The organism is Bradyrhizobium sp. WSM4874, from assembly GCF_055811835.1.
In genome coordinates this window covers 206,113-227,433 of sequence record NZ_JBVVPR010000010.1, presented here as the reverse complement: position 1 = coordinate 227,433, position 21,321 = coordinate 206,113, and the positions used below count along the sequence as shown (strand labels likewise).

Annotated in this window: 20 protein-coding genes; 13 read left to right on the top strand and 7 right to left on the bottom strand. The window is 65.2% G+C overall.

Going from position 1 to position 21,321, the window contains the following annotated elements; all coding sequences use genetic code 11:
- Positions 1 to 192: 192 nt before the first annotated feature.
- Together AC0L3P_RS13750 and AC0L3P_RS13745 are read right to left on the bottom strand one after the other, a co-directional pair.
- Positions 193 to 468: a hypothetical protein gene (locus AC0L3P_RS13750; protein WP_473302239.1), complete on the bottom strand. Its 276-nt coding sequence runs from the start codon at positions 466 to 468 to the stop codon at positions 193 to 195.
- A complete protein-coding gene (locus AC0L3P_RS13745) occupies positions 461 to 1,267 on the bottom strand; it encodes a DUF899 domain-containing protein (protein ID WP_473302238.1) in 807 nt (268 codons plus the stop codon). Before AC0L3P_RS13745 ends, AC0L3P_RS13750 begins: the two co-directional genes overlap by 8 nt.
- A 147-nt stretch (positions 1,268 to 1,414) precedes the next feature.
- Between AC0L3P_RS13745 and AC0L3P_RS13740 the strand changes: the two genes are divergently transcribed.
- The 8 genes from AC0L3P_RS13740 (at position 1,415) to AC0L3P_RS13705 (ending at position 11,098) form a co-directional block, all read left to right on the top strand.
- Positions 1,415 to 2,635, top strand: a complete 1,221-nt coding sequence (locus AC0L3P_RS13740; protein ID WP_473302237.1) for a helix-turn-helix domain-containing protein — start codon at positions 1,415 to 1,417, stop codon at positions 2,633 to 2,635.
- A gap of 30 nt (positions 2,636 to 2,665) precedes the next feature.
- Positions 2,666 to 3,304 (top strand): Vgb family protein, encoded by a 639-nt coding sequence (locus AC0L3P_RS13735; protein ID WP_275173956.1) that lies wholly within the window; start codon positions 2,666 to 2,668, stop codon positions 3,302 to 3,304.
- 141 nt (positions 3,305 to 3,445) lie between these two features.
- Positions 3,446 to 5,014: a DUF4403 family protein gene (locus tag AC0L3P_RS13730; protein ID WP_275173954.1), complete on the top strand. Its 1,569-nt coding sequence runs from the start codon at positions 3,446 to 3,448 to the stop codon at positions 5,012 to 5,014.
- A gap of 134 nt (positions 5,015 to 5,148) precedes the next feature.
- The gene (locus tag AC0L3P_RS13725) at positions 5,149 to 6,288 is read left to right on the top strand and encodes an ABC transporter ATP-binding protein (RefSeq protein ID WP_473302236.1); all 1,140 of its coding nucleotides are present in this window, start codon (positions 5,149 to 5,151) and stop codon (positions 6,286 to 6,288) included.
- 87 nt (positions 6,289 to 6,375) lie between these two features.
- A complete protein-coding gene (locus tag AC0L3P_RS13720; protein ID WP_275173950.1) occupies positions 6,376 to 7,425 on the top strand; it encodes an ABC transporter substrate-binding protein in 1,050 nt (349 codons plus the stop codon).
- A gap of 22 nt (positions 7,426 to 7,447) precedes the next feature.
- Positions 7,448 to 8,710 (top strand): ABC transporter permease, encoded by a 1,263-nt coding sequence (locus AC0L3P_RS13715; protein ID WP_473302235.1) that lies wholly within the window; start codon positions 7,448 to 7,450, stop codon positions 8,708 to 8,710.
- Positions 8,707 to 9,534, top strand: coding sequence for an ABC transporter permease (locus AC0L3P_RS13710; protein WP_473302234.1), 828 nt, complete (start codon positions 8,707 to 8,709; stop codon positions 9,532 to 9,534). Before AC0L3P_RS13715 ends, AC0L3P_RS13710 begins: the two co-directional genes overlap by 4 nt.
- Positions 9,535 to 9,883: 349 nt before the next feature.
- A complete protein-coding gene (locus tag AC0L3P_RS13705; RefSeq protein WP_473302233.1) occupies positions 9,884 to 11,098 on the top strand; it encodes an ABC transporter substrate-binding protein in 1,215 nt (404 codons plus the stop codon).
- Positions 11,099 to 11,137: 39 nt separating this feature from the next.
- Here the strand turns inward: AC0L3P_RS13705 and AC0L3P_RS13700 are convergent, their stop codons facing one another.
- Together AC0L3P_RS13700 and AC0L3P_RS13695 are read right to left on the bottom strand one after the other, a co-directional pair.
- Complete coding sequence (locus tag AC0L3P_RS13700) at positions 11,138 to 11,548, bottom strand: c-type cytochrome (RefSeq protein ID WP_275173942.1); 411 nt, start codon at positions 11,546 to 11,548, stop codon at positions 11,138 to 11,140.
- A gap of 113 nt (positions 11,549 to 11,661) precedes the next feature.
- Positions 11,662 to 12,369 carry a L,D-transpeptidase gene (locus AC0L3P_RS13695; protein WP_354205243.1) on the bottom strand — a complete coding sequence of 236 codons (708 nt, stop codon included), beginning with the start codon at positions 12,367 to 12,369 and terminating at the stop codon, positions 11,662 to 11,664.
- A 274-nt stretch (positions 12,370 to 12,643) separates the two neighbouring features.
- Here AC0L3P_RS13695 and AC0L3P_RS13690 point away from each other — a divergent pair, with 274 nt between their 5' ends.
- From AC0L3P_RS13690 to AC0L3P_RS13680, 3 genes are all read left to right on the top strand, one after another.
- Positions 12,644 to 13,696, top strand: a complete 1,053-nt coding sequence (locus AC0L3P_RS13690) for a glycosyltransferase family 4 protein (RefSeq protein ID WP_473302232.1) — start codon at positions 12,644 to 12,646, stop codon at positions 13,694 to 13,696.
- 36 nt (positions 13,697 to 13,732) lie between these two features.
- A complete protein-coding gene (locus AC0L3P_RS13685; protein ID WP_473302231.1) occupies positions 13,733 to 14,422 on the top strand; it encodes a class I SAM-dependent methyltransferase in 690 nt (229 codons plus the stop codon).
- Positions 14,423 to 14,545: 123 nt separating this feature from the next.
- Complete coding sequence (locus tag AC0L3P_RS13680) at positions 14,546 to 15,205, top strand: hypothetical protein (protein ID WP_473302230.1); 660 nt, start codon at positions 14,546 to 14,548, stop codon at positions 15,203 to 15,205.
- A gap of 146 nt (positions 15,206 to 15,351) precedes the next feature.
- Here the strand turns inward: AC0L3P_RS13680 and AC0L3P_RS13675 are convergent, their stop codons facing one another.
- On the bottom strand, positions 15,352 to 17,016 hold the full coding sequence (locus tag AC0L3P_RS13675) for an aminotransferase class III-fold pyridoxal phosphate-dependent enzyme (protein WP_473302229.1): 1,665 nt from the start codon (positions 17,014 to 17,016) through the stop codon (positions 15,352 to 15,354).
- A gap of 35 nt (positions 17,017 to 17,051) precedes the next feature.
- Here AC0L3P_RS13675 and asd point away from each other — a divergent pair, with 35 nt between their 5' ends.
- Together asd and AC0L3P_RS13665 are read left to right on the top strand one after the other, a co-directional pair.
- Positions 17,052 to 17,915, top strand: coding sequence for an archaetidylserine decarboxylase (gene asd / locus AC0L3P_RS13670; protein ID WP_473302228.1), 864 nt, complete (start codon positions 17,052 to 17,054; stop codon positions 17,913 to 17,915).
- Between the two features lie 66 nt (positions 17,916 to 17,981).
- A complete protein-coding gene (locus tag AC0L3P_RS13665; protein ID WP_354060455.1) occupies positions 17,982 to 18,545 on the top strand; it encodes an NUDIX hydrolase in 564 nt (187 codons plus the stop codon).
- Positions 18,546 to 18,729: 184 nt separating this feature from the next.
- Here the strand turns inward: AC0L3P_RS13665 and AC0L3P_RS13660 are convergent, their stop codons facing one another.
- Together AC0L3P_RS13660 and AC0L3P_RS13655 are read right to left on the bottom strand one after the other, a co-directional pair.
- A complete protein-coding gene (locus AC0L3P_RS13660) occupies positions 18,730 to 20,184 on the bottom strand; it encodes a FecR family protein (RefSeq protein WP_354060893.1) in 1,455 nt (484 codons plus the stop codon).
- 273 nt (positions 20,185 to 20,457) lie between these two features.
- The gene (locus AC0L3P_RS13655; RefSeq protein WP_354060457.1) at positions 20,458 to 21,249 is read right to left on the bottom strand and encodes a DUF2147 domain-containing protein; all 792 of its coding nucleotides are present in this window, start codon (positions 21,247 to 21,249) and stop codon (positions 20,458 to 20,460) included.
- Positions 21,250 to 21,321 lie beyond the last annotated feature (72 nt).

Below are 21,321 nucleotides of genomic sequence, written 5' to 3'. Positions count from 1 at the left end.
CGCCCTCGATAAAAAACTGCCCCTCTACAACTACCGGTTTTATAGGGGCACCCAACGGCAAAACCCCCCCGCCCCGGTTTTTGGCGGGGCGCGCTGTCGTGTCTTTTTTCGTCTGCCGTCATTGCGACCCTCAGTCCGGGGAGCCCGCTGCAGGCGGGCGCCTCGAAGGACGGGGCGGGCGCGGGATAGTCGCTAACGGCCAACTTCGCCACGCCACTTCGCAATCAGCCTCAGCCATGCCGCCGAATGAAACGCGCTCATCAGCAGATACATCGGCACCATTCCTCCGAGCATCGCCCCGTGTCCGGAGCCGCACAGCACGTCCGCCGGGCCATCGAGCACGGCCGTCAGCACGGCCATGATCGCGAAGGTCGGCGTCGCCGCCAGCCCGAGCCATCTGGCGAGGTGGCGCGCTGCCACCACACCGTTGCGGCTCGCGCCGGCAGTTGCGCTCACGGGACTAGTCACGTCCTTCAGCCGCCTCCTCGCGAAATGCCTTCTCGCCGGCGGTCGAGATCTCGACCCATTTCTTGTCAGGTGCCGCACCTTCGGTGTAGCTGTCGTGCCAGTTCCACCATTTGTAGGTCGGCGTCTGCGGATACCCTTTCGGTGAATCCTCCCAGACCTCCTGCCGTCCCAGCGGCGTGATGTCGAGATAATTCCAGGTGCCGCCCATCTGCTCGTCGCCGCGGCTCTTGACGAAGTAGGTGCGGAAGATGCGCGTCCCGTCGCGGTAGAACACGTTGGTCCCGTGCCATTCGTCGACGCCGAAATCCGCATCGAAGCTGTCGGTGACGGTGACCCATGGCATGGTCCAACCCATCCGCTGCTTCAGCCTGATGATATCGGCCTGCGGCGCGCGCGAGGCGAACACCAGCGTGGTGTCGCGGGCATTCAGGTGCGCGACATGGGCGACCTGATCGGCCACCATCGAGCAGCCGCGGCAGGCGTGATCCGGCCAGCCGAACACGCCCGGCTCGAAGAAGGCGCGGTAGACGATCAGCTGCCGCCGCCCCTGGAACAGGTCGTGCAGACTGATCTTGCCGCCGGTCTTGCCGCCGGGCCCCTCGAACGCATAGGTTTTGGTGACTTCCATCCACGGCATGCGCCGGCGCTCGGCGGCCAGGGCGTCGCGGGCACGGGTATGCGCCTTTTCCTTCACGAGCAGTTGCTGACGGGCGGCCTCCCAGTCCTGCGGCGACACCACCGGCGGTGTTTGCATGGCGGCCTGTCCGTTATTTCCTGCGTTGTCAGCTGATGTCATCATGGCTCTCCAACTTTTCCCGGGCGGTCGTTCCGTATCTCGCTATGCAAGATGCGGAACCGCTCGCTCCTCGCCGCACATTGTCGGCCGTCAACGATCTCTCGCACCGGACAGTTGCGCGGTGGGAGTAACAAGTGTGGCGGGATTTGAATGGAGTCGCTGATCACGGCCGCGGCCCGCGCGCTTGAAGCCGGCGATCCGCTCGGCGCGCTGAACCGCGTCGCACTGCGCAACGATGCACCTTCGCTGGCGCTGCGCGGCATCGCGATGGCGCAGCTCGGCGACCTCGCGAAGGCGAAGACGCTGCTGCGCAGCGCCGCACGCGCCTTCGGTCCGAGAGAGGCGGTCGCGCGTGCAAGATGCGTGGTGGCGGAGGCCGAGATCGCGCTCGTCTCGCGTGACCTGAACTGGCCGGCGAAGACGCTCGCGGCCGCACGGGCGACGCTCGAAGGTCACGGTGACCTCGCCAACGCCGCCCATGCGGGTCACATCGAGGCGCGACGACTTCTCCTTCTCGGGCGCCTCGACGAGGCCGAACGCACACTGGCCGAGATCAACACCACGCCGTTGCCCCCGCCTGCGCAGGTCGCCCGCGAACTCGTGATCGCCGGCATCGCCATCAGGCGGCTCCGAACGAAAGACGCGCGCGTGGCGCTCGGGCGCGCGGCGAGCGCAGCGCGGCAGGCCGGCATTCCAGCACTTGCGGCCGAGGTCGAAGGCACGAGCCGCGTGCTCGACACGCCCGCAGCGCGCCTGATCACGCGTGGGCACGAACGGCCGTTGCTGCTCGAGGAGGTCGAGGACCTCGCGACATCGGAAGCGCTCGTGGTGGACACATTCCATCACGCGGTTCGCAGGCGAGGCATCCTCGTGCCGCTCGGAAGGCGGCCGGTGCTGTTCGCACTCGCCCGCATCCTGGCGCAGGCCTGGCCGGCCGACGTCTCGCGGGAAATGTTGATCACGGGAGCGTTTCAGGCAAGGCACGTCGATGAATCGCATCGCGCCCGGCTCCGCGTCGAAATCGGGCGGCTCCGCACCAAGCTCGAGCCTCTCGCCGACGTCAGCGCGACGAAGGAGGGTTTTGTGCTGACATCGCGCAAGACGCGGCAGGTCCTCGTGCTGGCACGGCCCGTCGAGGAGAAGCACGCCAGCGTGCTGGCTTTCCTCTCCGACGGCGAGCCCTGGTCGAGCTCGGCGCTCGCGCTGGCGCTGGCAACGAGCGCGCGCACCGTGCAGCGGGCGCTCGAAGAGCTGGCGCGATCAAACAAGGTGCAGTCCTTCGGACACGGACGGGCGCGGCGCTGGATGACGCCGCCCGTCCCGGGTTTCCCGACAGGCTTGTTACTCCCCGGATCGCTCATGAAGACGTAAGGTGGGATTCACACCACAGGGACCGAGCAGATGAAACGTTCAGCCGCCGAGATCGTCAGGGAATACGGGCCCTTTGCGGGCGTCGAAGCCGTGCACGGCGTCACCTATGACGGCAGCCATATGTGGTTCGCATCCGGCGACAGATTGAATGCGGTCGATCCGGCCGACGGCAAGATCGCCCGCTCCATCGATGTCGCCGCGCATGCGGGAACGGCGTTCGACGGCCGGCACCTGTTCCAGATCGCCGAGGACCGCATCCAGAAGATTGACGCTGCGACCGGCAAGGTGCTCGCCACCATCCCTGCACCTGGCGGCGGTGGCGATTCCGGATTGGCTTGGGCCGAGGGCTCGCTCTGGGTCGGGCAGTATCGGGAGCGCAAGATCCATCAGGTCGATCCCCAGACGGGAAAAATTCTCCGCACCATCGAAAGCAAGCGCTTCGTCACCGGGGTGACCTGGGTCGACGGCGAACTGTGGCACGGCACCTGGGAAGGGGAGGACAGCGACATCAGGCGGATCGACCCAGATACGGGCAAGGTGCTGGAGCAGCTCGACCTGCCCGCCGGGACGATGGTGTCGGGATTGGAGTCCGATGGCGGCGACCGTTTCTTCTGCGGTGGCGGAGATCGCGGCAATGTGAGAGCGGTCCGCCGTCCCAAACGCGGCTAGTTTCGTGAGGGGCTGCCTGAATCCACGGCAATTGCGCATTCGCAGCCGTTAACCCATTCGCCGCAATTCCACCCCATCGGTACGCTCTAGCGCCCCTCTCTCCCGCCCTGTAAAATCCCTCCCGGGCGGCCTGGGGGATTGATGCGACTAACTCTGAACTTGAAGACCATCCTGATCGCCGTCGCGGTGCTCGCGGCGTCGTTTTTCATCAGCCTGAAGGCGATGGACTTGCTGTCGCCGCGGGCGACGAATTCCGCGCCGCCGGTCGCGCAACTGCCGCCGCTGCCGCCGGTCTCGAAGAGTTCGATCGTGGTGGCGCCGGTCGCCATCGCGCTGTCGGCGATCCGCGAGCAGGCCGAGAAGGCCGCCCCGCGCAATTTCGCCGGCAAGGCCGAGAACCCGATTTCGCAAATCCTGGAGAACGCCGACATCGGCTGGTCCGCCGTGCGCGGGCCGATGTCGGCTGCGGGCGACAAGGACGTGCTGACGATCTCGACACCGCTCACGGGCAAGCTGAACGTGACGGGATCGCTGTCGTCGAAAGCCACCGGCGCCCTCGGCGAGGCGCTCGGCAGCGTGCTCGGCGGCAATGCCGCAAAACAGATCGGCGCGGTCAACATCAAGAATCTGAACGCCAGCGCCGAGATCAAGGGCAACGTCGTCGTCACCTCGCGGCCGAAGCTCGCGGCCAACTGGCATCTCGAGCCCAATCTCGGCGCCCAGGTCAATCTTGGCGACACCAACCTCAACGTCTCGGGCGCCAAGGTCAACGTGCCGGCGCAGGTGAAGCCGCTGATCGACAAGACAGTCGGCGAACAGATCAACGCCGTCTCCGAACGCATGCGCAACGATCCGACCTTGCGGGAGAACGCGAAGCTGCAATGGGCCAAGGCCTGCCGCTCGATCCCGCTGCAAGGCTCGGGCTCCTCGGCCGCGCTGCCGCCGCTCTGGCTGGAGATGAAGCCGATCCGCGCCATCGCGGCGCAGCCGCGCGTCGATGCGCAGGCCGTGACCCTGCTGCTGGGCCTGGAAGCGGAGACGCGCGTTACGTCCACGCCGACCAAGCCCGACTGCCCGTTCCCCGACAAGATATCGATCGTGCCGCCGACCGGCACCGGTGTGAATATCGGCGTACCCATCGACGTGCCCTTCACCGAGATCAACAAGCTGATCGCGGCGCAGATGGTCGGCCGCACCTATCCCGAGGACGGCTCCGGTCCGGTGGACGTCACCGTCAAGAGCGTCAACGTGATCCCGTCGGGCGAGCGCCTCCTGATTTCGCTGCTGGTGCGCGCCAAGGAGAAGAAGAGCTGGCTTGGTCTCGGCGCCGAAGCGACCGTGCACATCTGGGGCCGGCCGATGCTCGACCAGGCGCAGCAGACGCTGAGGCTCGCCGACATCCAGCTCGCGGTGGAGTCGGAGGCGGCCTTCGGCCTCCTGGGTGCCGCGGCGCGCGCGGTGGTGCCGCAGATGCAGCAGGCGCTGGTGCAGAAAGCGACGATCGATCTGAAGCCGATTGCCGCCAACGCACGCGAGAAGATCGCCGCCGCGATCGCCGACTTCCAGAAAAACGAGGACGGCATCAAGGTCGAGGCGAAGATCGACAGCCTGACGCTGGCCGACATCGCCTTCGACTCCAAGACGCTGCGCGTGATCGCGGAAGCCGGCGGCTCGCTGAATGTATCTGTGACGAAACTGTCGGGAATGTAGCGCGCGCCTTTCCTCGAGGGGTTCGTGCGCGTCGTCGCTTGCACCGCTGGCAATCTGGTCTGAGGATGCTAAGCTGTTCCTCGCACCTTCGGACGAGGTGCTGACAGCAGTGTGGCTGATAACGCGAGGACGACATGGAAGCCGGCATGGTCACGCCTGCGCCGGCGCTGGTGCGCTTTTCCGGCATTCAGAAGACCTACGATGGCGAGCACCTCGTGGTGAAGAACCTCGATCTCGACATCAGGAAGGGCGAGTTCGTCACCCTGCTCGGTCCGTCGGGCTCGGGCAAGACGACCACCCTGATGATGCTGGCGGGTTTCGAAGTTCCGACCCATGGCGAGATTTACCTCGCGGACCGGCCGATCAAGAACGTGCCGCCACACAAGCGCGACATCGGCATGGTCTTCCAGAACTATGCCTTGTTTCCGCACCTGACGATTGCGGAGAATATCGCCTTCCCGCTATCCGTCCGCAACACGAACAAGGCCGAAGCGCAAGAGCGCGTGAGGGCAGCGTTGCGCATGATCAAGATGGAAAACCTGGCGCAGCGGCGGCCCGGGCAGTTGTCCGGCGGTCAGCAGCAGCGCGTGGCGCTTGCCCGTGCCCTGGTGTTCAATCCGCAACTCGTGCTGATGGACGAGCCCCTGGGCGCCCTGGACAAGCGCCTGCGGGAGCAGATGCAACTGGAGATCAAGCAACTGCACGAGACGATGGGCATCACCGTCGTCTACGTCACCCACGATCAAAGTGAAGCGCTCACCATGTCGGACCGCATCGCCGTGTTCAACGACGGCATCGTGCAGCAGATCGACAGGCCCGACGCGCTGTATGAGCATCCGGTGAACAGCTTCGTCGCCCATTTCATCGGCGAGAACAATGTGCTGTCCGGCACCGTCGAGACGGTCGAGAAAGGATATTGCCGCGTTGCGCTGGCGGGCGGCGGCGCCGTGACCGCACGAGCGGTCAACGTATCGGGCGCGGGCGCATCGACCTCGCTGTCGGTGCGGCCGGAGCGGATCGCCATTATCCCGGATGGCACCTCCAGCGACCAACCGAACCGACTGCCTGCCAAGGTGCAGAACACCATCTATCTCGGCGACCACGCGCTGGCCGTGCTCGACGTCGCCGACAACAGGGAGTTCATGGTCAAGCTTCAGCCCGGGGCGCATGACAGCCTGAGAGCTGGCAACGTAAGAGCCGATAGCCTGAGACCTGGTGATGACGTGTTCATCACCTTCCGCCCGGAGGACTGCCTGGCTCTCGATCCCGTCTGATCCAACGATGCAACATCGCTCCCACGCGGGCGGACCTGCACCGACCAAGCTCAACGCAATTCACGTGAAGAAGAAGGAACAAAGACCATGCTGAAGCGCAAGATTGTACTGGGGTTCGCCGCGGCATTCACCGCCAGCGCGGCGCTGGCCACGGTCGCGCAGGCGCGTGACCTCACCGTCGTGTCGTGGGGCGGCGCCTATCAGGATGCCCAGAAGAAGGTCTATTTCGAGCCGTTCAAGAAAGCGACCGGCGTTGCGATGAACGACGAGTCATGGGACGGGGGCGTCGGCGTGTTGCGCGCCAAGGTGCAGGGTGGTGCCGCCACCTGGGACGTCGTCCAGGTCGAGAGCGACGAACTGGCGGTTGGCTGCGAGGAAGGCCTGTTCGAGAAGCTCGACTATTCGAAGATCGGCGGCGAGGCCGCCTATATCCCACCGTCAGTCAACGCTTGCGGCGTCGGCGCCATCCTCTACGATTTCGTTCTCGGCTACGACAAGGACAAGCTGAAAGAGGCTCCCAAGGGCTGGGCCGACTTCTTCGACACCAAGAAGATTCCGGGCAAGAGGGCCTTGCGTCAGGGCCCGAAGACCACGCTGGAGATCGCCCTCATGGCCGACGGCGTCGCGCCAAAGGACGTCTACAAGGTGCTGGCGACCGACGAAGGCGTCGAGCGCGCGTTCAAGAAGCTGGACACCATCAAGGGCGACATCGTGTGGTGGAAGGCCGGCGCTCAGCCGCCGCAATTGCTCGCCTCCGGCGAGGTGGCAATGACCTCGGTCTACAATGGCCGCATCGACACCGCGAACAAGAACGAGAAGAAGAATTTCGGCATGGTGTGGGACGGAGCGCTGTTTACCCTCGACACCTGGGTCATCCTGAAAGGCAGCCCGAACAAGGATGCGGCCTACAAGTTCCTGGACTTTGTCGGCAAAGCGGAGAACCAGTCGAAACTGTCGGAGAACATTGCTTATGGCACCTCGAACAAGGCCGCAGCCGCTCTGCTCGCGCCTGCTGTTCTGAAGGACCTGCCGACGGCACCCGACAACATCAAGAATGCGGTCGAGATCAACGTCGCCTTCTGGCTCGAGAACATCGACCGCCTGACCGAGCGCTTCAACAAATGGGCAGCGAAGTAGCGCGCCCCGCAGGGCTCGACCAATGACGGATGCGCTCTTGACCGGCGCCAACGCATCGGCCGAGGTGCCGCTCAAGCGCCGATTGCGGCGTGCGGAGCGAGCACGCCAGGTCAAGGCATTGGCGCTGGTGCTGCCGCTTCTCGTCTTCCTGCTCTTCACCTTCGCTGGGCCCATCGCCGGCATGCTGTGGCGCTCGGTCGATGACCGGGAGGTGCGCCAGATTCTGCCTCAGACCATCGCGGCTCTCGCCAGTTGGGACGGCAGGGATCTGCCGGACGAAAAGGCCTACGCGGCGCTGGCCGGCGACATCATGGCGGCGCGCGCTTCCGGCACCATTGCGATTGCGGCCAAGCGGCTAAATTACGCACTGAACGGCTTCCGCACGATCCTGACCAGCACCGCACGCAATCTGAAGACCGTGCCCGAGCCCGGCACGGCCAGGGAGACGCTGGGCAAGATCAACCCCGCCTGGCGCGAACGCGCCACTTGGACCACGATCAAGGACGCCAGTGGTCCCATGACCGGCTTCTATCTTTTGTCGGCGCTCGACCTGACGCGGAACGTGGACGGCGCGATCGTCGCGGCCCCGCCGGATCAGGCCATCTACCGCGACGTTTTCGTCCGCACCTTCCTCATCAGCCTCAGTGTCACGGCACTTTGCCTGATCCTCGGCTTCCCGGTCGCTTACTTGCTGGCCGCGCTGCCGCCCGGCCGGTCGAACCTGCTGATGATCTTTGTCCTGCTGCCGTTCTGGACGTCTCTGCTGGTCCGCACCTGCGCCTGGATCGTTCTGTTGCAGGGCAAAGGCGTCGTGAACGAAAGCCTGCTCTGGCTTGGCATCGTCGATGCGCCGTTGCGCCTGATCTACAACCGCTTCGGTGTCTGCGTGGCCATGACCCACGTTCTCCTGCCGTTCATGATCCTGCCGCTGTACAGCAGCATGAAGGCGATCTCGCCTGCTTACATGCGTGCCGCCGCCTCGCTCGGTGCGCCGCCGGTCGCCGCCTTCCTGCGCATCTACCTGCCTCAAACCCTGCCCGGCATCGGCGCGGGAAGCCTGCTCGTTTTCATCCTGGCGCTCGGCTATTACATCACGCCGGCACTCGTCGGGGGCGCCGCCGACCAGATGATCAGCTACTTCATCGCGCTCTACACGACCGAGACGGCCAATTGGGGCCTTGCTTCGGCACTGGGTGCGGTGCTGCTGCTCGCCACTATTCTGCTCGCGCTCGTCTACGGGAAGCTGGTGCAGGGACAGCAGGTGACGGGAGGGATGAAGAATTGAGCGACAATTCCTCCCTCCGCACGCCGAGCCAGCGCATCGCGTGGACCGCGACCATCGTGATCTCCACGCTGGTGTTCGTCTTCCTGATCGCGCCGATCCTCGCGATCATGCCGCTGTCCTTCAGCTCGGGCTCGTATCTCACCTATCCGCTGCCGGGTCTCTCCCTGCGCTGGTATGACGACTTCATCAATTCGCCGCGCTGGATGAATTCGCTGAAGAACAGCATGATCATCGGTGTGGCCTCGACCCTGCTGTCGATGGTGCTCGGGACGCTGGCGGCGCTGGGGCTGGCGCAGTGGAAGAGCCGGTTCAAGCCGCTCGTGCTGGCTTTCGTGCTGTCGCCGGTCGTCGTGCCCGGCGTCATCACCGCGGTTGGCCTGTATTTCTTCTTCGCGCCGATCGGACTGACCGGCAGTTATCTCGGCTTGATCCTGGCCCACACCGCGCTGGCGACGCCCTTCGTGGTGATCACGGTCGGCGCGACGCTGCAGAGCTTCGACACCAATCTGGCACGCGCCGCCGCCTCGCTCGGCGCTTCGCCGCTTGATGCGTTCCGCCGTGTGATCCTGCCGCTGATCCTGCCTGGCGTGGCGTCGGGGGCGCTGTTCGCCTTCGCGACCAGCTTCGATGAGGTGGTGATCGTGCTGTTCATGGCAGGTCCGGAGCAGCGCACGCTGCCGCGCGAGATGTTCAGCGGCATCCGCGAGAACATCAGCCCGACCATCACGGCAGCGGCGGTGATCCTGACGACGGTCTCGGTCATCCTGCTCGCCACCCTGGAAGGCCTGCGCCGACGCAACGAACGGCTCAAGGGCAGCGCGTGAGCGGGATCGGCGCTTCTCGCTCACCCGGCTTGCGGCAGGGCTATCGCCTGTGAGCATGCGCGAGAAGTCGTCATGCCCGGGCTTGTCCCGGGCATCCACGTTCTTCGTGCCGCATGGTTAGACGTGGATGGCCGGGACAGGCCCGGCCATGACGCTGGGGAGGCTTGCGCCCAAACTCTCGGATCATATGCGATTGCTTTCCCGCAAGCGGGGAGAGGCGAAGGAACACCGCCGCGCCCTGCTTATTTCTCAACCCTCCTCGCGCATCCCGGGCTTTGCGATCGCGTCCGTTTGTCGCTAGAACATGCGCGCAACAACACCCAAACAACAACATAAGGGGAGAAACAAAATGCAAAAACTCATCGCCGCGGTCGCGGCCGGTCTCGCTCTCGCCGCCACTTCGGGCGCCGCGCAGGCGCAGATTTCCGACGACGTCGTCAAGATCGGCGTGCTCACGGACATGTCGAGCCTCTATGCGGACGCGACCGGCAAGGGCTCGCTCGCAGCCGTGGAGATGGCGGTCGCCGATTACGGCGGCAAGGTCGCGGGCAAGCAGGTCGCCGTGGTCTCCGCCGATCACCAGAACAAGCCCGACATCGGCGTCAACATCGCCCGCAACTGGTACGACAACGACAAGGTCGACGCGATCTTCGACGTGCCAACCTCGTCGGTGGCGCTGCCAATCTCGGCGCTGACGCGCGAGAAGAACAAGATCCACATCAATTCCGGCGGCGGCTCATCCGATATCACGGGCGTCGCCTGCTCGCCCAACACGGTGCACTGGACCTACGACACTTATGCGCTGTCGAACGTCGCCGGCAAGGCGATGGTCAAGCGCGGGGAGGACTCCTGGTTCTTCGTCACCGCCGACTACGCCTTCGGCATGGCGCTGCAGCGCGACGCCGCCAACGTGGTCAAGGAGAGCGGCGGCAAGGTGCTCGGCGAGGTCCGCCATCCGCTCAACTCGTCGGACTTCTCCTCGTTCCTGCTCCAGGCCCAGGCGTCCAAGGCCAAGGTGGTCGCGCTGGCCAATGCCGGCGGGGATACCACCAACGCCCTGAAGCAAGCGGCCGAGTTCGGCCTGGTGCAAGGCGGCCAAAAGATGATCGCCTTGCTCATGGAGATCACCGACGTTCATTCGCTCGGCATCAAGTCGACGCAAGGCCTGATCATCACCGACGCGTTCTACTGGGACACCAACGAGGAGACGCGCGCCTTCTCCAAGCGCTTCAACGAGAAGGTCGGCCACATGCCGACCATGATCCAGGCGGGGCTCTATTCGGCGACCATGCATTACCTGAAGGCGATCGACGCCATCAAGTCCGACGAGGCACCGAAGGTGATGGAGCAGATGCGCAAGACGCCGGTCAGCGATTTCTTCGCCAAGAACGGCAAGATCCGCATCGATGGCCGCATGGTCCACGACATGTATCTGTTCGAGGTCAAGAAGCCCGAGGATTCCAAGGGCGAGTGGGACCTCTACAAGCTGATCGCCACCGTGCCCGGCGACGAGGCCTTTCGACCGCTCGACAAGGGCGGCTGCCCGCTGGTGAAGGGGAACTAGGGACAGATAACCGGCCGGCGTCCTGCGTCGGGGGGCCGGTTACGGCGAAGCCGCCTGCAAATATGCAACCACCTTCGCCGCTTCCTCTGCCGAGACGCCGCCATAGGGCTGCATCTTGTTGCCGGATACGACTTCGTCCGGCTTGACCATGAAGCGGGTGAGTTTGTCCTGGTCCCAGACGAAGTCGGCTTCTTTCATCGACGAGGAATAGTTGTAGTTCGGCAGCGAGCCGGCTTTGCGTCCGACGATTTTATTGAGGTTGGGGCCCAGACGATTGTCGCCCTCTTTCACCGAGTGGCAGGTTCGGCAGGAATTGTTGAAGGCCTGCTGGGCTGCGTCGCCGCTCGCCGGCTGCTGTGCGAGCGAGGCGGGCGCGGTGAGCAGCAGTGCCACTGCGCCGGCGAACACGTGCAGCCATGTGCCTTGCGGCGATTGCGGACGTGATTGCATTGGCGCCTCCATCGGGGATCGCGCCGCAGCACGCGCGCGCATCGGGATGCCGAGGGCCAACGAAAACGGCCCCGGTGGGTTCCGGGGCCGTTTGCGTCACAATGTCCTGTTGCTTACCGCGTCGCGGCGCCGAGGTCGGCGCGGCGCTCCGTCATCGGCAGCACGATGACCTTGGTGCCGACATTGACGCGGGAGTAGAGATCCGAGACGTCGTCATTGGTCAGGCGGATGCAGCCGGAGGAGACCTGCTTGCCGATGGTCTCGGGCGCGTTGGTGCCGTGGATGCGGTAGATGGTGCCGCCGAGATACATGGCGCGGGCGCCGAGCGGATTGCCGGGGCCGCCGGCCATGTGGCGCGGCAGATAGGGCTGGCGGGCGATCATCTCCGGCGGCGGGGTCCACGCCGGCCACTCCGCCTTCCTGGTCACCGACTGCACGCCGGACCAGGTGAAACCGTCGCGGCCGACACCGATGCCGTAGCGTATCGCCTGGCCGTTGCCGAGCACGAGATAGAGGTAGGTGTTGGGCGTATCGATGATGATGGTGCCGGGCGCCTCACGCGTCGCGTAGGAGACCGTCTGACGACGAAAGCGGGCGGGTGTTTCAATGACGTCCTGATCTTCGGACGGCGCGGCCTGATAGGGCGTCGCTTGATAGGGTTGGTACGGCTGCGGCGCTGCGATCGGCGGCAGCGGTTGGAAGAACGGGAAGAGCTGCACGGGCGCGGCGTTGGCCGGGCCGGCGAACGCGATCGCGGTGACAGCCACTGCGCCAAACACAACGGCGCGCGAATAAGTCTTCAACGTCTCCAGATTGATCATTGGTCGCCCCTGTTTGCGCGGTGTTGCTTGGCCGCCCCGGCACCGCTTCGGTGCTCTGTTGCGTAAATCACTAACGGCAAGAAGTTTCGGGACGTTTGCGCGGAAAACCGAAAACGGCTTCATGGCGGCAACGATTGTTTCATGACGGTTTCGTGGCTGCGCGGACCCGTTAACGAACAAAACAGCGGGCCGACACTTCCATGACGTCACACGCCTGAAATATCCGTGGTTGATGGTCCAAAGCCGAGAATCATAAAAATCTCGGGATTTCCCCATGCGGGTATTAATCGCGACTGACGCCTGGCATCCACAGGTCAACGGTGTGGTGCGGACGCTGACCTCGCTGGCTGGCGCGGCCAAGGCATTGGATGTCGAGATCGACTTACTCACGCCGGACGGCTTTCGGTCGTGGCCCTTGCCGACCTATCCGGGGCTGCGCATTGCGCTGCCGAGCGGCAAGGAGATTGCGCGGCGGATCGAGAAGGCGGCGCCGGAAGCGCTGCACATCGCGACCGAGGGGCCGATCGGCTGGGCGGCGCGGGCTTATTGCCGTCGCAACGGGCTCGCCTTCACCACCTCCTACACCACGCGCTTTCCGGAATATGTCTCGGTGCGAACCGGCATCCCCGCGAGTGTCGGCTACGCCGTGCTGCGCCACTTCCACGATGCCGCCGCGATGACGATGGTGGCGACGCCCTCGCTGCGGCAGGAGCTGTCCGAGCGGGGCTTCAAGCGGCTCGGCTTCTGGACGCGCGGCGTCAACACCGAGCTGTTCCATCCTGACTCTCCGGCCAAGCTCGATCTGCCCGGGCCGATCTTCATGACGATGGGCCGCGTGGCGGTGGAGAAGAACCTCGAGGCGTTCCTCTCGCTCGACCTGCCCGGCACCAAGGTCGTCGTTGGCGACGGCCCGCAGAAGGCTGCGCTCGAAAAGAAATATCCTGATGTGGTCTTCCTCGGCGAGAAGAAGGGGGCCGATCTGACCGCGCACCTCGCCGCCGCCGACGTGTTCGTGTTTCCGAGCCTGACCGACACCTTCGGCGTGGTGCAGCTCGAGGCGCTCGCCTGCGGCACGCCGGTTGCGGCGTTTCCGGTGACGGGTCCGAAGGATGTCATCGCCGATCATCCGATCGGCGCGATCGACCGCGATCTGCGCGCCGCCTGCCTGCGCGCGCTCACCATGTCGCGCCAGACCTGCCGCAACTTCGCGCTGGAGCGCTCCTGGGAAAACAGCGCGCGCCAGTTCGTCGGCAACCTCACTTCACTTCAGCCCAGCCGTGCCTTGCGCGCCTCGCCTCGCATGGCGCGGCGGCCGGTGCGCGGTTGACCCAAAACGTTTTGAACCACAGCGAGAACCTCACCGATGGCTAAGATCATGAACCTTGACGGCACCCAGCAGCTCGACCTCACCCGTGGCACGGTCGAGCAGGCCTATGATCGCTGGGCGCCGGTCTACGACCTCGTGTTCGGAGGCGTGTTCGCCAAGGGCCGGCAGGCCGCGATCGCCGCCACCAACAAGATCGGCGGCCGGGTGCTCGAGGTCGGCGTCGGCACCGGCATCTCGCTGCCGCTCTACGCGCCGCATCTGCGCATCTTCGGCACCGACATCTCGGAGGCGATGCTCGACAAGGCGCGCCAGCGCGTCGCCGAGGGCAAGCTGAACAACGTCGAAGGCCTCGCGGTGATGGATGCCGAGAAGCTCGAATTTCCCGACAACTCCTTCGACGTCGTGATGGCGCAATACGTCGTCACGGCCGTGCCGCATCCGGAAGTCGCGCTGGACGAATTCGCCCGCGTGCTACGCCCGGGCGGCGAGCTGATCATCCTCACCCGCGTCAGCGCCGATACCGGCATGCGCCGCTTCATCGAGCAGAAGCTGCAGCCGGTGGTGCGTCCGCTCGGCTTCCGCACCGCCGAGTTCGCCTGGTCGCGTTACGCCAAATGGCTGGCCGGTGCCGACGGCATCGAGCTCGCCGAGCGCCGCCTGATCCCGCCGCTCGGTCATTTCTCGCTGGTGCGCTTCCGCAAGCTCGACGTCGCCAAGGCGGCATGACCAAGCTCACGGGTCGCGTGCGTCACCGCGTCACCGCACATCGTCACATGACAAAATGATGATGTCACACGACCTACATCGAATCTCTGTAAATCCTGAACCCGAAAGCATTTGGGGAAGAGCATGATCAAGAATTATCTCGAACAGCTGCGGATACAGCGCTGGGACGACCATCGCTACTATCACCACAGCCGCATCAATCAGAGCCTGCACTTCGTCAGCGCGCTGAGCTTTCTGTTCGCCTATGTCTGGCTGTTCGTCGATCCCATGGTATCGGCGCTGGTCGGCTGGCTGGTCTCGATGACCTCGCGTCAGGCGGGTCACTTCTTCTTCGAGCCGCACGGCTACGACCACGTCAATCAGGCGACGCACGAGCACAAGGAAGAGATCAAGGTCGGCTACAACCTTCAGCGCAAGGTGGTGCTGATGTCGATCTGGGCGCTGTCGCCACTGGTGCTGTTCGTCGATCCCACGCTGTTCGGACTGTTCACGCCCTGGGTTGGCGCGACCGACTTCATGCGGCAGGTCGCCAAGATCTGGCTCGTGGTCGGCGGCGGCGGTCTCATGTTCCGCACGGTGCACCTGTTCTTCATCCGCGACGTCGAGACCGGCCTCGTCTGGATGACGAAGATCCTGACCGACCCCTTCCACGATTTGATGCTCTACCGCAACGCGCCGCTGGCGCTGATGCGTGGCGAGCTGATGGATCCCGGCCTGCATCTCAAGCCCGAGCACACGCTGGGCCTCATCGGCGAGCCCACGCTCGAAGAGCAGCACGCCTGAGCGCGCCGTTCTCACCAAGGCCTCCGATGTCTGATGATTGCGTCATGCCCGGGCTCGCCCCGGGCATCCACGTGTTGGAGTTCTCGCGCGGAGCCGCGTGGATGGCCGGGACAAGCCCGGCCATGACGCCGTTGGAGGAACTAGCCTCAGCGCCCGAAGCGCTTGGCGAGCATCTCTTTCAGGATCTGCCGCTTGATGGTCTTGTTGGTGAGGACGCCATCATGCCACCAGAAGCCGTCGGCCTTCATCTTCTCGGCCGCGCGGACGAAACGCTCGGCGACCTCGCTGAAATCGGCGTCGGTGTAGTTCAGGCTGAAGATCAGCCGGCCGGTGCCGACCCAGCTCAAGGACAGGCCTTCGGCGCGCAGGTAATATTGCAGCATCCAATTGTAGCGGGACGGGGTGGTGTATTTCACCGTCCAGATCGACGAAAAGTTCGCGAACCGCACCGGCAGGTCGGCCTCCGTCATCATCCGGTTGAGCTTTTCCGCGCGCTCGTTCCAGGTCTCGTCCAGTCCGTCATAGACGGCGCGGAAATTCGGGCTGGCGAGCCGGCTCAGAAACTCGTCCATCGCCGTCATGACGTAGGGGTGCGAGTTGAAGGTGCCGCGGGCGAAGCAGACGTCGGCCGGGCGGTCGTCGCGGAAGCGGCGCATCAGCAGGCGTTTGCCGCAGACCACGCCGATCGGCAGGCCGCCGGCGAGGCTCTTGCCGTAGGTCACCATGTCGGCGCGGACGCCGAAATACTCCTGGGCGCCGCCTGCGGCGAGACGGAAGCCGACGAAGACCTCGTCGAAGATCAGCACGATGCCGCGCTCGGTGCAGACCTCGCGCAGCTGCTTCAGCCACGCGGTGTAGGCCGCGCGGTCGAAATTGCCGCCCCGGGAGGAATCGACCAGCGAGGAATCGCCGGGCGCGTTGCCGTTCGGATGCAGCCCCTGGAGCGGATTGACCAGCACGCAGGCGATGTCCTTGCGCGTACGCAGCACGTGCAGCGTCTTCTCCGACATCTCGGCGAGGGTGTAGGTCTCGTGCGCGGGAATCGGATTGCCGACGCCGGGCTGCACGTCGCCCCACCAGCCGTGATAGGCGCCGGCGAAGCGGACGAGGTGGGTGCGCCTGGTGTGATAGCGCGCGAGCCGCACCGCCTGCATCACGGCTTCGGTGCCGGACATGTGGAAGGACACCTCGTCGAGGCCCGAGATCTGGCACAGCCGCGCCACGTTCTCGAGGATGACGGGATGGTAGGGGCCGAGCACCGGTCCAAGCGCGTGCGCCCGCTTCTCGGAGCCCTCGATGCATTCCTTGTAGAAGTCGTTGCCGAAGATGTTGACGCCGTAGGACCCGGTGAGGTCGTAGGAGGTGTTGCCGTCGACATCCGTGACGGTGACGCCGCGCGACGACTCTACGAAGGTCGAGGTGCCCAAATGCTCGCGAACCAGACGCGAGAACTGGAACGGCACGCGGTAGGTCTCGGTGAAGTGCAGATCGGAGATCTTTTCCGCCGCTTCCTTCGTCATCGCGCGGCCCTGGGGGTAGCGCTCGGCGTAGAGGCTTGCGAGGCGGAAGAAGCCGTCCTTGCGCCGGGCCGCGATGTTCGCGGGCGCGCCGTCGCAGGCGAAGTATTGATCGCCTTGGAATTCGTAGAACGGAAGCAGCCTTGCCACCCGGCGCGACATCTTGGAGTGTCCGGCGAGCGAGCGGTGCTTGGCGCGGGACAATTCGAGCCGCGCCTTGAGCTTCGGGAAGGCGGCGGCAGCGGACGCTGCGGCGGCGACGGACAAAGAAAGAATCGGGAGTGTCGTTTCCATGACAACAAGCGCTAATACTGCGAGCTGACAGATTCATGACAGTCAAAGCCCTCATCGCCTCTTTCACCCAGCAGGAAGACCTCAACTTCCTGTTGACCAACCGCATCCCCCGCGCGGCCCTGACCCGTTTCATGGGCTGGTTCTCCAAGATCGAGAACCCGCTGGTGCGGGACGGCTCCATCGCGCTGTGGAAGCTGTTCTCCGACCTCGATCTGTCGGAGGCGCGCAAGACCCATTTCAGGAGTCTGCACGACTGCTTCACACGGGAGCTCAAGCCCGGCTTGCGGCCCTTTGATCCGGAGCCCTCCATTGTCGCCAGTCCGTCCGACGGCATCGTCGGCGCCCATGGCCGGATCGCCGACACCGAGCTGTTCCAGGTCAAGGGCGCGCCGTACTCGCTACTCGATTTGCTCGGAGACTCCGTGCTGGTCGACCAGCACCGCAACGGCTCCTTCGTCACGCTGCGGCTGACCTCGAGCATGTATCACCGCTTCCACGCGCCTTTTGACGCGCATATCGAGCGCGTCACGCTGATCCATGGCGATGTCTGGAACGTCAACCCGATCGCGCTGAAGCGGGTCGAGCGTCTGTTTTGCAAGAACGAGCGCGCGGTGATCCGCACGCATCTGCCGACGGGCGAAGCCGTGACGCTGGTGCCGGTCGCCGCGATCCTGGTCGCGAGCATCCGGTTGCACTTCCTCGACATGGTGCTGAACGCGCAGACCAGGGGGCCGGTCAATTTCCCCTGCGACGTCAACGTGAGCAAGGGCGAGGAACTCGGCTGGTTCGAGCATGGCTCGACCATCATCATCCTGGCGCCTGGCGATTTCACCTTTTGCGACGGCATCGCCGAAGGCACGCGCATTCGCGCGGGTCAAGCGCTGCTGAGAAAAAACTAGCCTTCAATCCGCCGGGTCAGGCGCCTATAGCTTTCGTGGGGACGTTCTACGACTGCGGATTGGGTGATGGCACGGGCGCCGGTCATGGCGGCGGGTGGTATTGTGCTGCGGCGAGGTGCGCCGCCGCTGATTGCCGTCGTGCGCCAGCGCAAGCGCAACGAATGGGTCTTGCCCAAGGGCAAGCTCGACGACGGCGAAACGCCGAAGCAAGCCGCGCATCGCGAAGTGCTGGAAGAGACCGGCCACGACGTTGCCATCCACGAGTTTTTGGGCACGCTCGTCTACCAGTCGGGCGGACGTTCCAAGGTGGTGCATTTCTGGCGGATGGAGGCCGGGGACGGTCCGGTCCGCAAGCTGATGAACGACATCAAGGCGGTCGACTGGCTGACGCTGGAAGACGCGCTCGCGCGCCTCTCGCGCGAGTACGAGCGCGTATTCCTGACGCAGATCGGCCCGATCGCGCTTGCGGCGGCGGGGCTTGCATCCTCGCCTGCGTCCGAGCCGACGCTGGCAATCGACGATGTCGATGCAGCTTTGCAGACACTGACACCGGCTGAAGCGGCCTCGGTCGGCGAGTTGCGGCATGGTCTGTTGCAAAAGATGAAGGCGTGGCTACGCGGCGAGGCGTGAGCTGTTGTCGCGCCCTGCTTACGAGTGCAGAAGCATCCGCGGGTTGACGGCGGAGATAGCATCACTCCCTCCAGATCGTCATTGCGAGCGTAGCGAAGCAATCCAGAATCTTTCCGCGGAGGGACTCTGGATTGCTTCGCTGCGCTCGCAATGACGGGGAGAGAGAGCAGCAAGCTGACGCACGTCACCGCCGCTCCTTCTCCTTTGGGGCCGGCACTGGCCTTCGCGGCGCTGCGGGGCGTTGTGCGGCGGGCGGGCGCTGCTGGAAGCTGCCCGGTCGCTGCATGCCCGGCTGTTGAACCGCGGGCGGCTGGCCCGGCTGCAATCCGGTGCGCGGCAGTCGCGGCTGCAGGCCGGGCTGCTGTTGCGCTCCGCCCGGCTGCTGCGGCGCGACTCCGCCGGGCTGCGTCGGAATCTGTCCACCGCGTTGCGGCCGGGTTTGCGGCGTGCCGTCAGGCTGCGTGCCTTGACCGGCACGCGGTAGGCCTGCCGGACGCCCCGCGCGTTGCTTCTGGCCTTGTTGCTGCTGACCTCGACCCGCGCGCGGCGTACCCGGTTGCACCGCGCCGCCTTGGCCCGGCCGCTGCGGCGGCTGGGCGCCTTGCTGGTTGCCTTGGCGACCTGGCGCGCCCGGCTGCTGTTGGCCTGGACGGTTGTTCTGACCGGGCTGGCCGTTCGGCCGCTGCGGCTGTTGGCCGGGCGCCGTGTTAGGCCGCAATTGTTGCTGTTGCGGCGGTTGGAACGGCCGCGGAATGCGCGGGCTCGCGGTCGGATTGGCGCGGCGGAAGTCGCGCTGCTCGGTGACGATCTGCCGGCCCGTGGTCTGCGCCAGATGCACCTGGCCGACGAAGCCGCGGTCGCGTGCGATCTGCTGTGGCGCAATCGTGATCGGCACCGCGGCAAAGCGCATGACGCCGGCAGCGGCTGCGCCCGGCCGGATTGCAAAACCGCTCGCGCCTTGCGTCAGCGCACCGAGCCGCGTCCCGCTCGTGCGATCGTCGACGTCGATGTGTCCGACCCGGCCGTCGGCGTCGGGATAGAGCTTGATGTTGACGTTGTTGGCTTTGTTCGCGGCCCCGCCTTCCGGCACGTCGACGACGCCCGTGGTGCCGCGGATGCCGAGCGTCGCCGTCGGCGTCGTGATCTTCATGTCGCCGGTCTTTGCCACCGCCGCCGCGACGAAGGCGACCGTGCCCTTGCCGATGTCGAAGATTCCTGCGTTGTGCTTGCCGCCGTCCTCATAGACGTAAGTGTCGATGGTGATCTTCGTGCTTGCGGAAAGGTTGAACGTGGTCGCGTCGTCGAAGGTGATGCCGAGCGAGGAGTTCGACGAAGTCTGCACGACGTCGTTGAGATAGATGTCGTCGCGCACCCGCAGCGGATAGGAATTTTTGTCGCGGATCACGGTCGCGATGCCCGTCACCGTTGCGACATTGCCGATCGGCTCGACGGCGGCGGGCTGCACCTCCGTCGCGGGAGCGGGTGAAGCCGATGGAGTCGGCGAGGGGGCGGGCGACGGCTGCGCTTGTGGCTGCGCCTGCGCAAGGTGGATTGCATCGGATGCAGATGCTGCGTTTGAGCCGGCCGGCGGCAAGGCCAGCAAGGCGAGCGCGAACAAGAAGCGGCGCCAGGCCACGATAAAATTCACGAGGAGGTCCCGGTGAGAAACGCGAGGCGAGATCGACCGATATCATCCTGATGCAGGTGAACGGCGGATGAATGTCTATCGCACGGGGGGCAGCGAACGTTCAAACGGTACGCGATACTAGCTTGTGGCCAAGCCTCTCCACCGTCATGGCCGGGCTTGTCCCGGCCATCCACGCCTTGAAGCGCAGGACTAAGAACGTGGATGCCCGGGACAGGCCCGGGCATGACGAAGAATGTGCATGTGTTGGAGACGTCACCTTTGGCGTCAGCTCACGCGCTTCCAGGTCTGGCCGCCGCAGAACATGCCGCCGAAGGCGCAGCCCTGCACGCGCATTGCATTGGGGCCCTTCATCGCGATCGTCGAGTCGTAGTTGCGGCCGGAGTCGGGATCGTGGATGCGGCCGCTCCACTTCGCGCCGTCGGGCTTCATGTTGATCAGGATGCGCTCGTTGGTCTTTGCGGCGTAGCCGCAGAGATTGACGCCGCACTGCTCGACGCGGACATTGCCCTTGTTCTCTTCGGTCGCCCAAACGCCGATCGGTGTGTTGGCAACCGCGACAGGCGCGGCGACGGGAGCCGGAGCGGGGGTCGGCGCAACCGCGAGCGGCGCGGGGGCGGCAGCGGGAGCAGGGGCCGCAACGGGCGCAGTCTGCGTCGTCGCGTCGTAGCCGGCGGCTGGAGCAGCGGCAACCGTCGTGGCCGGAGCCGCGATAGCGGGCGCTGCCGGCGCGGTCGACTGCACCGGGGCCTGCTGCACGGGCTGCTGCTGCATCGGCGCCGGCGCGGGCTGCGCGGTCGTGGCCGGAGCCGGCGTGGTGTCGACGTCATCGTCCTTGGAGCTGGAGCCAAGGCCCTTGAGGTTGATGTTGTTCAGCTTGATCGGCTTGTCCGACAAGCCGGGCGCCACGATGGTCACGCAATTGAGCGAGGCGCAGTTGCGCGGCGTCTCGATGCGGATTTTCTGGCCTTCGATCTGGAACGAGAGCGAATTGCCGGCATGCGCGGCGGCGGTGGACGCGAGGAAGAGAGCGGTGGCGGCGATGGTGAGCTTGTTCATGACAACCTCCGAAGAATGTGTGGGTCCCGATGGGACTGAAGTCGCTGGTGGATGAAGCGTGGTTCGACCCTA